Source organism: Pseudomonas sp. microsymbiont 2 (assembly GCF_054788395.1).
On sequence record NZ_CM139112.1, the window covers coordinates 5,066,490 to 5,080,000 of the forward strand.

Annotated in this window: 6 protein-coding genes and 2 rRNA genes (1 of these 8 only partly in view); all 8 read right to left on the reverse strand. The window is 65.2% G+C overall.

The window, feature by feature from the left end:
- Positions 1-30: 30 nt before the first annotated feature.
- Positions 31-525: an OmpA family protein gene (locus tag ACYUME_RS22870; RefSeq protein ID WP_460419434.1), complete on the reverse strand. Its 495-nt coding sequence runs from the start codon at positions 523-525 to the stop codon at positions 31-33.
- A gap of 6 nt (positions 526-531) precedes the next feature.
- Positions 532-1,803 carry a diguanylate cyclase domain-containing protein gene (locus tag ACYUME_RS22875; RefSeq protein WP_279886719.1) on the reverse strand — a complete coding sequence of 424 codons (1,272 nt, stop codon included), beginning with the start codon at positions 1,801-1,803 and terminating at the stop codon, positions 532-534.
- Complete coding sequence (locus tag ACYUME_RS22880) at positions 1,800-2,375, reverse strand: YfiR family protein (RefSeq protein ID WP_460417027.1); 576 nt, start codon at positions 2,373-2,375, stop codon at positions 1,800-1,802. The genes ACYUME_RS22875 and ACYUME_RS22880 overlap by 4 nt, the downstream gene beginning before the upstream one ends.
- A 69-nt stretch (positions 2,376-2,444) precedes the next feature.
- Positions 2,445-4,520, reverse strand: a complete 2,076-nt coding sequence (recD, locus tag ACYUME_RS22885; RefSeq protein ID WP_460417028.1) for an exodeoxyribonuclease V subunit alpha — start codon at positions 4,518-4,520, stop codon at positions 2,445-2,447.
- Positions 4,517-8,188 (reverse strand): exodeoxyribonuclease V subunit beta, encoded by a 3,672-nt coding sequence (gene recB, locus ACYUME_RS22890; protein WP_460417030.1) that lies wholly within the window; start codon positions 8,186-8,188, stop codon positions 4,517-4,519. Before recB ends, recD begins: the two co-directional genes overlap by 4 nt.
- On the reverse strand, positions 8,185-11,667 hold the full coding sequence (gene recC / locus ACYUME_RS22895) for an exodeoxyribonuclease V subunit gamma (protein WP_460417032.1): 3,483 nt from the start codon (positions 11,665-11,667) through the stop codon (positions 8,185-8,187). The genes recB and recC overlap by 4 nt, the downstream gene beginning before the upstream one ends.
- Positions 11,668-11,787: 120 nt before the next feature.
- Positions 11,788-11,903, reverse strand: a 5S ribosomal RNA gene (gene rrf / locus ACYUME_RS22900).
- Positions 11,904-12,052: 149 nt separating this feature from the next.
- Positions 12,053-13,511 (reverse strand): 23S ribosomal RNA (locus ACYUME_RS22905) (it continues 1,434 nt past the right edge of the window).

Below are 13,511 nucleotides of genomic sequence, written 5' to 3' on the forward strand. Positions count from 1 at the left end.
GCCCGCTCCCACTGCCCCGCGATGCGCGCGTCAATCAGACGCCACCACGATCGACACCCGGCGATTCTCCATGCGCCCGGCGCTGGTGCGGTTGTCCGCCACTGGCTGGCTGCTGCCCATGCCACGAGTCTGGATGTTCTGTGGCTGCATGCCGATCCCGATCAGCGCACGGGCCACGCTCTGGGCGCGGCGCTCGGAGAGCTGCTGGTTGTAGGCGGCCTTGCCCGAGGCATCGGCATGGCCGTCGATGCGCACCCGCTGGATATCCACCGACAGCAACGCCTTGCCGATGCGCTGGACGATATCCTCGCTCTGGCGATTGAGGCTATCCAGATCGCTGCCGAACAGCACCTTGCCGGACAGGTCGAACGCCCAGCCCTCGTCGGTCGGGGAGAAACCCTCGCGCTCGAGCACCGCGACCTGTTCGGGCGTCAGGCCCTTGGGCGGCACGCTCTGGCAACCCACCAACGCCAACAGCGCCAGCAGGGCGAACAACGGGAAACGCAGCAAGGAAAAACGATCGATCACGGTTCAGCTCCTGTTCTTCACATCCGTAGCGCTGCGTTCCGGCTGCGCCACTTGCCAATGGCCACGGCGATTGCGCTTGGCCTGATACATCGCCGCGTCGGCGGCATTGAGCAGACTGGCCGGGTCACGGCCATCGTCCGGGTAATAGGCAATACCGACGCTCAGCGAGGTGGTGATGCTGGTGCCGTCCTCCAGTTGCACCGGCAGCTTCATGCTGGCGACGATCTTCTCGGCGATGCGCTGGGCGTCTTCGCGCGAATGCAGGGGGGTCAGCAACACCGCGAACTCGTCGCCGCCCAGCCGCGCCACCAGGTCATGCTCGCGCAGTTGGGCCCGCACCCGGCTGGCAACGCTCACCAGCACTTGGTCACCCACCGCGTGGCCAAGGCTGTCGTTGATCTGCTTGAAGTGATCGCTGTCGAGGAACAGCAGCGCCAGATGCTCCTCGTGGCGCGCGGCGGTGCGCAGGCTGCGGTTCAGCCGGCCCTCGAAGAAGGCCCGGTTGGGCAAGCCGGTGAGGCTGTCGTGGCTGGCCTGGTGGGCGAGGCTCTCGTTCTCGCTCTGCAGATGGCTGTGCCAGGCCTCCAGCTCATCGAGCAGGGCATTGAAGTCATTGCCCAGTTCATTGAGTTCGGCGATCTGCGTCTCGGGCACCCGGCGATCGAAACTGCGTTCGCGCCGCGCCGCATGCGCGACGCTGGCCAGGTTGCGCAGCGGCCGGATGATGTCGCCGAACAGTCGGCGCGACAGGTACAGCGCCAGCCCGGCGCTGAGCAGCGTACAGATCAGGATGCCCACCAGCCCGCTGAGCAGGAAACGCACCAGGCTGCCCCCCTGCCCCGTCAGCTCGATATGCCCGACCTGCTGGTTCATGTGCAGCACCGGCATGTTGATCGGCTCTTCAAGCAGGCCGCGCGCCACCTCCATCTGCACCCGGGAGATCAACCCCTGCTCGTCGCGCTGCCAATGGGCGAGCAGATCGCCATCGTTGTCGTAGACCTTGGCATCGGCGACTTCCTCGGTGGTCGCGATCAGGGCCAGCGCCTCGTTGGCCGCGGCACTGTCATCGAACACCACGGCAGCCTCGACGGTGTAGGTGATGGAGCGGGCGATCAGGTGCAGGTTGTGATTGGCATAGACACGCAAGGCCAGTACGCCAAGCAGGGTCACCAGGACCCCGGCCAGGCCAGCCGCGAGCAACGCGGCCGCCAGGTGACCACGCCCGAGCACCGCGCGCAGGGTCGGCCGGCTGAAGGACCGGAGGGCGCGTTTCATGGCTGTACCGCCCGTCGACGCGACAGCTGCAGCACGCTGGGGTGGATACGCACGCCGCTGCGTGCCACCGAGTCTAGGTTGACATCGAAGGCCACCTGCCGATCACTGACCCGCAGGCAGAAAAGGCTGCCCACCGTGCAGGAGTCATCGGCCTCGCTGATGCTCAGGACCGGATGGCCGCTGATCGCCTGGAACAGGCGCTCGCGCTGGCGGGTGTCGAGCTTGCCGATATAGACCGCGTCGCAGGCACTGGCCAGGCCCGGGTCGTCGGCCAGCAGGCGGCGCACCTGCAAGGGTCGCCCGGACTGCTGCGTGTTGCCCTTGATCAGATCGTCGGCATACTCGGTCGGGCCGACCAGGCACAGGCGCAAAGGGTTGGGTTCGGCGGGCCAGCGCGCGTAGCTGAGAATGCCCAGCACCACCTGGGTCACGGCCCTGGCCCGTTGCTGCACCTGGGCGTCCGGCACGGCGCCAGCCGCCCAGGCGGGTGTGCCGGTCAACAACAGCGTGGCCATCAGCAGCGCGAGCGCACGGCCCGTCACTCGTCCCAGGGCCGAGACAGCCACTGTCATGGAGGGAAATCTCACAAAAAGTTTCCGGATATTGCCGCAACGATAGCATATCGGCGGCAAACTCCAGCGTCAGACTTGCTCCAGCATCAACCCTGAAATCCGCCGCACCTTGCGCCCTACCGCCTCCTCGAAGATCCCGGCGCGGGGCTCGATCAGGCTGAAGCAATGCTTGGCCCGGGTGATGCCGGTGTATACCAGTTCCTTGGTCAGAACCGGATTCAGCGCATCGGGCAGCACCAGCGCGGTATGACTGAACTCGGACCCTTGGGACTTGTGCACGGTCATCGCGAACACGGTCTCCACTTCGCTGAGGCGACTGGGCAGGACGAACCGCACCCCACCGCTGCCATCGTTGCGCGGGAAAGCCACACGCAGCAAAGCCTCGCCATGCTCGTCCGGCAGGCGCAGGGCGATGCCGATATCGCCGTTCATCAGGCCAAGGCCATAGTCATTGCGGGTCACCAGCACCGGACGGCCCTCGTACCAGGGCTGCTGGCTGTCGATCAGCCCGGCGTTGTGCAGTACCCGCGCGACCCGCTCGTTCAGGCCTTCGACGCCCCAGGCCCCTTTGCGCACCGCGCACAGCAACTGGAACGCCTCGAAGCTGCGCAGCACCTCTGCCGCCCAGTGCTCCCAACGCGGGTCATCGGCGGGGGTGCCCGGCGGCGGTCGCAAGCGTCCGATGCTGCGCAGGTAGCCGCGATAGCCCTGTGGCCCTTCAGGGCCCTGGCCATGGCCATCGAGCAGCAGGCGATCGAAGCGCTTGTCGTGCTCGCCGCCGAGCGTCAGGCAGAAAACGTCCGTTGGCTGGCTCGCCAGCAGGGCGCGGGCATCCTGGGCCAACTGGCGATTGACCAGACGCGCCAGCTGGCCGATGCCGCTGCCCTCGCCGAAGCGGCGCGAATGGCGCAGCATCACGATCTGCTGGGCGAGCGGGTTGCGCGGCTCGCTCCCCGGCGTCAGGCCAGTTTGGGCCAGGGACTGCCCGCCCACCTGCTCCAACCAGGCCACGGTCTGCGACCAGTAGCAGCCATCCTCGGCATCGCGACACAGATCGCCCAGCACCGCCCCGGCCTCCACCGAGGCCAACTGGTCCTTGTCGCCCAGCAGCACCAGCCGCGCATTGGCTGGCAGGGCGTCGAGCAGGTTGGCCATCATCTCCAGGTCGATCATCGACGCTTCGTCGACCACCAGCACATCGAGCGGCAACGGGTTGCCCGCGTGGTGGCGGAAGTGGCGCGAGCCCGGGCGACTGCCCAGCAGGCGATGCACGGTACTGACCTCGGTGGGGATCTGCGCCCGCACCTCGCTGCCCACCTGCAAGCGCTCCACCTGCTGGCCGATGGACTCGGTCAGGCGCGCCGCGGCCTTGCCGGTCGGGGCCGCCAGGCGGATGCGCAGGGGCCGGCCCTGTTCGACCGCGGGCCCTTGCAACAACGCCAGCAGGCGTACCACGGTGGTGGTCTTGCCGGTCCCCGGGCCGCCGGTGATCACACTGAAACCGGCCCGGGTCGCCAATGCGCAGGCCAGCTTCTGCCAGTCCACCGCCCCCGCTGCCTCGCCATTGTCGAACAGCTGCGACAGGCGAGCCGCCAGGTCGGTCGGCTGCGCCAGCCGGCGCGCCAGACGCTCGTGCAGGGCGCCGTCGATACGCCGCTCATAGGCCCAGTAGCGCCGCAGGTACAGGCGCTCGGCGCTCGTTACCAGGGGCCGGGCGCCCTGCCCCGCGCCATCGCCGTCGGCCACCAGGGCACTCGCGGCGATCCGCCGCTGCCAGGTGTCCAGATCGAGGCCGGACAGCAGTTGCGAGGGCAGCAGCAACGGCCCGGCCAGGGCATCGCCTTCAGGTGGCAGCGACAGGGCGAAATCCGGCTCGGCCAAGGTCTGGCGCAGGTCGAGGCAGACATGGCCATGGCCGAGCTGATGGCTGGCCAGCGCCGCCGCCAGCAGCACCAGGGGATCGCTGCCCGGTGCGCGCTCTTCGAGAAAGGTCACGAAGGCGCGGTCCAGGGCACGCAGCCAGCCACGCTCGACCCAGCGATCGAGCAGCGCCAACAGGTCCTGGCTGCGCTGCAGCGGCGCCAGGGCGCTCAGGTGTTCCGCCTGCAGCGGCGTGGGCAGCAGGTCGTCGAGATGGCGGCTCATGGCGCGGCTCCGGCAAACAGGTCGTGTTGTTCGGGTTCATGCTCGCCCCGGAACATCGCGTCGAGCTGCTCGATCAGCGCCCGCGGCGGTCGCGCATGATACAGCCCGTGCCCGGCCGAGGTGACGCCGCGCAGGAAGATGAACAGCGCGCCGCCGACATGCCGGTCGTAGTCGTAGTCCGGCAGGCGCGCGCGCAACTGACGGTGCAGGGCCAGCAGGTAGAGCACGTACTGCAGATCGTAGCGATGCTCGAGGATCGACTGCTCCATCGCCAGGGCGCCATAGGCCTGGGCATCGGGGCCAAGCCAGTTGGATTTGTAGTCGGCGACGTAATAGCGCCCGTCGAGCTCGAACGCCAGGTCGATGAAGCCTTTGAACATGCCGTTGAGCAGGGTCGGCTGAGCGGCCGGACGCGCCGCGCCGCCGTGGGTATGGCGCGCGACCAGTTGATCGAGGCGCACGGCGTCGACCTGATGGCTGGCGAACCAGAACTCCATTTCGATCTGGTACTGGCTCAGCCCCGCCAAGGTCAGGGTGGCATCCTGCAGGGGCATGGGCTGACCCAGCAGCTGCTGCAGCCATTGCGTCAACGTGGGAATCCAGCCGGTCCAGTCACGCCGGTTGCAACGCCGGCCGACGGTACGCTCGATTTCCCCCGGCTGAGCGCTGACCTCGGCGAACCCCTCACGGCCAGCCCATTCGAGCAGACCGTGGAGGAAGGTCCCTGGACTCGGCCCCCGTGGGAAGCGATGGATATCGCCCGCCTCGGCAGGCACCTCGCGCAGCGCCTGGCCGTCCAGCACCTCGTCGTCCAGCAGCTGCTGAGCCTGGGAACTGTCGGCGACGAGGGTCTGGTCACCCACCCGCAAGGCGCTGTAGGAGGCGATCCACCAATGCTCCGCGGCGGCGCGACGCGGCTTGCGCGGCGGCAGCAGCTCGCTGTGGCTTTGCGGCGCGCGGTAGCGTTGCGTGCCGACCTCGGGCAGCGGCCCTCGGCCGATGGCCGGACAGCCCGTCATCAGGGCCTGGAGCCAGTCGCCCAGCTGGCTGGACGCCGCCAGCGGCAAGCCACCGCCGAGCAGATAGCCCAGCGCCGAGCGATGCAGCTGCGAGCTGCGCTGGGTACCGCGCTTGAGATCGGCGACACCCAGCCAGCAAGCGTACTGGGCGCGGGTCAGGGCGACGTAGAGCAGGCGCAGATCCTCGGCCAGGCGCTCGTCGTCGGCGCGCTCGATCTGCGCCACATCCGGCGTCAGGGTCAGGTGGGCGATGCCGTCGTCATCGTGCCAGCCCAGTGGCAGGCGCTGGCCATCCACCGGCTTGCTGGTGCAGATGAACGGCAGGTACACCAACGGGTATTCCAGGCCCTTGGACTTGTGGATGGTCACCACCTTGACCAGTTGCTCGTCGCTCTCCAGGCGCAGGATCTGCTCTTCCCCCGCCTGCCCGGCATTGGCCAGGTGCTCGGCGAGGTGACGGATCAGCGCCTGCTCGCCATCCAGCTCACCCGCCGCCTGTTGCAGCAGTTCGGCCAGGTGCAGAAGGTTGGTCAGCACCCGCTCGCCGTCGCTGCGCCCGAGCAACGCGCGCGGCAACTGGAAGTCGTGCAGCAGGCGGCGCAGCATGGGCAGCACGCCCTGGCGTTGCCAGACCTCGCGATAGCGACGAAAGCGCATCACCCAGCCCTCCCAGACCCGCTCTTCCTGGTTCAGACGCTCCAGCTCGATGAGCGGCAGGTCGAGGGTCAGGCTGGCCAGGGCAGCCTTGAGCAGGCGTTCGGAATCCGGCTCGGCGCAAGCCTTGAGCCATGCCAGCAGGTCGTGGGCTTCCTGGGCGGCGAACACCGAGTCCTTGTCCGACAGGTACACGCTGCGCACATCGCGGGCGGCCAGCTCGGCGCGAATCAACTGCGCCTCACGGCCGTCGCGCACCAGGATGGCGATATCGGAAGGCAGGCAGGGTCGCAGCGTGCCAGCGGCGTCGACGAACCCGGTGACACCCCGCAGACCGCCATCGAGCAGGTCGACGATATGGCTGGCGCAGCTGGCCGCCAGTTGCTGACGATACAAGGTACTCGAGACCGGCTCATCGCTCTCCAGTTGCCAGCAGTGCAAGGCCGCGCTCGCCTGCCCGTCGATCGACAGCTGTTCGCCACGGCCCTTGGCGCGCACCTCGACGAAGGGCAACGGATTGTCGCCCTCGACGCGGAACAGGAAGGCGCCGCGGCCTTCGCGACGCTCCTCGGCCTGGAGGAATACCCGGTTCACCGCCGCGACCATGGGCTGGCTGGAGCGGTAGTTGGTGTCCAGGCTGTGCAGGCGCCCTGCGGTGGCACGCCGCGCGCCGAGGTAGGTGAAGATGTCGGCGCCACGGAAGGCGTAGATCGCCTGCTTGGGGTCGCCGATCATGAACAGGCCGGTCTGCGGGTTGTTCTCACTGATGCGGTAGATACGTTCGAAGATGCCGTACTGGACCGGATCGGTATCCTGGAACTCGTCGATCAGGGCGACCGGAAACTGCTCGCGAATCAGGCCTGCCAGACGCTCGCCCGCCTCGCTGCCCAGGGCCTGCTCAAGGCGCAGCAGCATGTCGTCGAAGCCCATCTCGGCGCGGCGACGCTTCTCCAGCTCGAAACGCACCGAGACCCAGGCGGCGGCATGCTCCAACAGGCGGGCATCGGGGCTGGCGAGGCCTTGCAACTGCTCACGCAACGTCTCCATGGCCTGCAGCGCCGGGTGCTCGGGCGGCTCGCCGGACTTCCAGGCTTCGGCCAGGCCGGTGGGGGTAAGGCGGGTGAAGCCGGTGCCCAGGTCCAGCTCCATGGCCTGCTCGTCACCGGACCAGGCGCGCAGTTTATCGAACCAGGGCTCGAAGTAGCGTGCCTGCAGCTTGCGACCATCGGCCTGCTTGGCGGCCACGGCATCGCGGCAGATCTGCTGCAGTTCATCGGCCCAGGCTGCCCAGGGGGCCTTGAGCAGGGCCAACTGCTCGTTGCGCTGACGCAGGGTCGCGTCAATCAGGGCCTGCGGCTCCTGCTCGTCCGCCTGGCCGCGAACACGACCGAACAGCGGCCTGATCCTCGGCAACAGCGCATCGGGGCTGCCCCAGTTGCCGCGTACCCAGGCCAGCGCCTCGCCACGCATGCCGTAGCAGAAGCGCCGCCAATAGTCGCGCATGACCTGGCCAAGCAGCTCGCTGTGGTCGGCTTCCAGGCTCTGGGTGAACAAGCTGCCGCTGTCGAACGCGTGCTCGCGCAGCATGCGCTGGCACCAGCCGTGAATGGTCGAGACCGCGGCTTCGTCCATCCACTGCACGGCAACCTCAAGGCGACTGGCGCAACGTGACCAGTGCGCCTGTGGATAATCGTCGCGCAGCAGGTGTAGCAGCGGGTCGGCGTCTTCGAGCTCGCCGCGGAAGAAACGCGCGGCTTCGGCCAGCCGCGTCCGGATCCGTTCACGCAGCTCCTTGGTGGCCGCGTCGGTGAAGGTCACCACGAGGATCTGCGGTGGCAGCAGCTCCCGGTCGAAGCCCTGCTCGCCACCATGGCCGAGGATCAGCCGCAGGTACAAGGCCGAGATGGTGAAGGTCTTGCCGGTGCCGGCGCTGGCCTCGATCAGCTGGCTGCCGTGCAGAGGGAAACTCAGCGCCAGGGGGCGGGTCTGGTTCATTGGGCGGTCTCCGGGCTACCCAGGGTCTGCCAGGGTGCCGCGAACAAGGGCCGATACAGGGACTCGCACCAGCCATCGAATGTCTCATCCACGGTCATTGCGGCGAAATCACGATACTGGCGAACCAGTGCCAGGCTTTCGCTGCGCTCACCGAAGCTGTTCTGGCCGTCGCCCTCGTAGGCGCGGGCTGCAGCGGCCAGGGCCTTGTCCGGATCCTCCTGGGCCAGCCAGGCGAACGCGGTCTTGGCCGCGACTGGCAGCGGAGCATTCATGCCGGCCTGACGGGCCAGCATGAGCTCGCCCAGTCGCTGCGCCGCCTGGTCCTGGGGCAGCGGGGCCAGCAGCAAGGTCAGGTCGCTGGCGACCAGCGCGCTGTGCAGCGGATAGCCCGAGGCGCAGGCGGCCAGGTGCATGACCCAGGCTGGTATCAGGCGATGCCACTTCAGGTTGTTGCGCCCGGCGCTCAGAGTGTTGGGTACGGTAGCGATGCTCAACAGGCTTTGGTCCTCTGCCTGGTACACCCGACCAAGCCAGCCCTCCAGGCGGTGCGGCCCCTGCTCGAAATGGATCGGCAAGGCGCCCTCGACCAGCGTTGGCCAGCGCTGCAGCAAATGCCTGTGACGTTGCAGCAGGTCCGGCAGGGGCTGGATCAGTTCGGCCTGCAGCGCCTCGCCGAACCCGGCCAGGGGCAGCAACCCGCAGGCCTGGAGCCGCCGAGCCTGGGCCTGCAACGCTTGTTCGGCGTTGTCCGGATCCGCCAGAGCGGCACCGAGCAGGCTCTCGCTCAGGCCATAGCGTTGCAACGCATCGAGCGCGAAGGGCTCCTCGTCCGGCGTGGGCGCCTCCAGGGCCTCGAAGAACACCTTCAGGCGCTGGCTGAAGAAATGCCGCACCGGGTGTCGCAGAAAGTCCTGCAGTTGCACCAGGCTCAGTGGCTCGTCGCTGCTGAAGGGCGGCAGCTCAGCCTGCGCACCCTCGCTATGGTTTTCCGGCTGATGCAGGCCAAGCCATTCGTGGGCGAAGCTGAACAGCGGGCTGCCTTTCTGGAAGTAGCGCGGGCTGAAAGGCTGCAACGGGTGCTCCTGGGTCAGCGCGTGCAACAGCTGCTGCCCGTGGTCCTCGCGCTGCCCGTCTTTGGCGCCCGCCAACCGCCAGCCTGCGGCCAAGTGATCGCGCAACTGCCCGATCAGCACCGAGGCCGGGCGCTCGCTGTTGTCGCGAATGCTGCGCCCGACCCAGCTGACGTAAAGCTGATCGCGCGCCGACAGCAAGGCTTCGAGCAACAGGTAGCGGTCGTCTTCCCGACGGGAGCGGTCACCCGGACGATAGTCACTGGCCATCAGGTCGAAATCCAACGGCGGCTGGGCGCGAGGATAGTCGCCATCATTCATGCCCAGCAGGCAGACCACGCGAAACGGGATGGCACGCATCGGCATCAGCGTACAGAAATTCACCGAGCCGGCCAGGAAGCGCTGGGACAACTTGCCCTGGTCGAGCCCCGACAGCCAGGCCTCGCGCACCACGGTGAGCGGCAGCAGATCCTCCAGACCAACTGCCTCGCAGGTCTCCAGCCAGGTGTCGCGCAGGTCCTGGAGCTGTACCAGAAGCAGTTCGTCGTGCTCGTTTTCGGCCAGGAAGAAAACCTGCAGCAGGGCATGCAAGCGCTCCCCCCACGCCTGCGCCGACGCAGGCTGGGACAAGGTCTGGCAGGCGATGTCCAGCGCGTCGAGCAAAGCCACCAGCGGACCGATCAAGGCCGCATCCAGACCGCCGATCTCGTCATACGGCTCGATGCCATCGCACGCCTCACCCACGCCGACCGCATAGCCCAGCAACATGCGCCGCAGGCCGAATCGCCAGCTGTTCTGTTCCAACCCTTCGGGCAATCCGAGGGTCGCCCGCTGTTCGGCGCTCAGCCCCCAACGGATACCGGCGCCTTCGATCCAGCGATGCAGCGTTGGCAGGTCGCTTTCCTGGATCGCGAAGCGAGCGCGCAACGCTGGCACGTCCAGCAGGTCGAGCACTTCGCTGACGGCGAAACGGCTGTCAGGCAACTTCAACAAGTGCTCCAGGGCGATCAGCAGTGGATCGCGACCACGCTGGCCTTGGTCGGTCAGGGTGAAAGGGATGTAACGCGGGTCGCTGCGCTCGAGCTGTCCGAACACGGCCCGAATATGCGGCGCATAGGTATCGATGTCCGGCAGCATGACAATGACGTCGCGGGGGCGCAACGTCGGATCGGCACTGAAGCGGGCCAGCAGCTGATCGTGCAGGATCTCGACTTCGCGCTGTGGGCTGTGGGCGATATGGAAACGGACCGTGCGATCCTTGTTCGGATCGACAGCCGGCCACTGTTCACGGGTTTCAGCCAAGGGGCGAAGCTCGAGAATGTCGTCCTGCAGTTGGTTGAGCAGGGTTTGCGGTTGGCCTTCGCTGAACAGGTCGATGCGGCCATCGCTGAAGACATTCTGATAACTGCCGGGATCGTCATAGCTGTCGAGCAGGTTGATGTAGTCACGCCCTTGCTTGCCCCAGGCGGCCAACAGCGGGTGCGCGTGCTGGTGCAGCGACTCATCGTCCAGTTGCAGCGGCATGCCCTGCTTGCGTTGCTGGCGTTTGTACTGATGGCGCAGCAGGTCCTTGTCCGCCACGATATCGCCCCAGTGGTGGCGACAGGGATTGTGCACGCACAGCAACACCTGACTGAAACGCGCCAGGCCCGCCAGGGCCTCCAGGATCTGGGCCGGCAACGACGAGATGCCAAAGACAATCAGGCGCGCCGGCAGGCCCGGCGGGGCTTGTTCAAGTCTGTTGATCCGCTCGATGAAGCGTTGGTGAACACCGGCTCGGCTTTGCGCCATGCCCTCTTCGCCCACATCCTCGAGCAGGATCCGCCACAGTTCGGCCTGCCAGCGATTGCCACTGGCCAGGGGCTTGCGCTCGCCACGTGCGCTATTGAGCACATGGTTGCCCTGGGCCCAGTCTTTCAGCCAGTCGGCGCGATACACCTGATACTGGTCGAACAGATCGGCCAGGCGCTCGGCCAGCTGGTAGCGCTTGCGCAGGTCGCTGTCGTCAGTGAGGAAGCGGCGCAAGGGCTCGAAGTACGGGCGCTCGATCACCTCCGGCAGCAGGCGCATCAGGCGCCAGGTCAGAGGCGCCTTGTCGAGCAGCGACACTGCAGGAATTTCGTCACGGCCCAGCACGCGACGGTACAACTGCCACATGAAACTACCCGGCAGCTGCACATCGATGGCCGCGGCGATGCCACAGCCGCCCTGATCATCGTCCTGTGGGTCTTCTGCCAGGGCCAGCTTCAGCCACTGGGCGATGCCATTGCTCTGCACCAGGGCGATTTCGTTTTCCAAGGGGGCCAGGGGATAACGGCGCATCACGCTCACCACCAGGTTGCGCAAGTCATCCAGGCGGTTGCCCTGGACGATCATGAAACCTGGATGCAATGAGGTGGTACTAGCCATTGGGTGTCCTCTGAAGGGCGGATGGGCACGCCGGGGAACCATATCACGGGCGGCTCTTTTCCGATCCGGAAAAGACAAAACCCCTACCTGCTCGCGCAGATAGGGGTTTTGCGAAATGAATCTTGACGATGACCTACTCTCACATGGGGAAACCCCACACTACCATCGGCGATGCATCGTTTCACTGCTGAGTTCGGGATGGGATCAGGTGGTTCCAATGCTCTATGGTCGTCAAGAAATTCTGTTGCCAGAAGATCCGGATGGATACTCTAGCGAATTCGGATATGTGAATTTGTGGCTCTTTATTTCAAGAGCAGCGAACTTTCGGTTCTTTCGTCTTCACCACCACAATTTGGCTTTCATGCACAAATTGCTTGGGTGTTATATGGTCAAGCCTCACGGGCAATTAGTATTGGTTAGCTCAACGCCTCACAGCGCTTACACACCCAACCTATCAACGTCGTAGTCTTCGACGGCCCTTCAGGGAGCTCAAGGCTCCAGTGAGATCTCATCTTGAGGCAAGTTTCCCGCTTAGATGCTTTCAGCGGTTATCTCTTCCGAACATAGCTACCCGGCAATGCCACTGGCGTGACAACCGGAACACCAGAGGTTCGTCCACTCCGGTCCTCTCGTACTAGGAGCAGCCCCTCTCAAATCTCAAACGTCCACGGCAGATAGGGACCGAACTGTCTCACGACGTTCTAAACCCAGCTCGCGTACCACTTTAAATGGCGAACAGCCATACCCTTGGGACCGGCTTCAGCCCCAGGATGTGATGAGCCGACATCGAGGTGCCAAACACCGCCGTCGATATGAACTCTTGGGCGGTATCAGCCTGTTATCCCCGGAGTACCTTTTATCCGTTGAGCGATGGCCCTTCCATACAGAACCACCGGATCACTAAGACCTACTTTCGTACCTGCTCGACGTGTTTGTCTCGCAGTCAAGCGCGCTTTTGCCTTTATACTCTACGACCGATTTCCGACCGGTCTGAGCGCACCTTCGTACTCCTCCGTTACTCTTTGGGAGGAGACCGCCCCAGTCAAACTACCCACCATACACTGTCCTCGATCCGGATAACGGACCTGAGTTAGAACCTCAAGGTTGCCAGGGTGGTATTTCAAGGATGGCTCCATGAGAACTGGCGTCCCCACTTCAAAGCCTCCCACCTATCCTACACAAGCAAGCTCAAAGTCCAGTGCAAAGCTATAGTAAAGGTTCACGGGGTCTTTCCGTCTAGCCGCGGATACACTGCATCTTCACAGCGATTTCAATTTCACTGAGTCTCGGGTGGAGACAGCGCCGCCATCGTTACGCCATTCGTGCAGGTCGGAACTTACCCGACAAGGAATTTCGCTACCTTAGGACCGTTATAGTTACGGCCGCCGTTTACCGGGGCTTCGATCAAGAGCTTCGCTTGCGCTAACCCCATCAATTAACCTTCCGGCACCGGGCAGGCGTCACACCCTATACGTCCACTTTCGTGTTTGCAGAGTGCTGTGTTTTTAATAAACAGTCGCAGCGGCCTGGTATCTTCGACCGGCATGGGCTTACGGAGCAAGTCCTTCACCCTCGCCGGCGCACCTTCTCCCGAAGTTACGGTGCCATTTTGCCTAGTTCCTTCACCCGAGTTCTCTCAAGCGCCTTGGTATTCTCTACCTAACCACCTGTGTCGGTTTGGGGTACGGTTCCCAGTTATCTGAAGCTTAGGAGCTTTTCTTGGAAGCATGGCATCAACCACTTCGCGCTCTAATGAGCACTCGTCATCAGCTCTCGGCCTTGAGATCCCGGATTTGCCTAAGATCTCAGCCTACCACCTTAAACTTGGACAACCAACGCCAAGC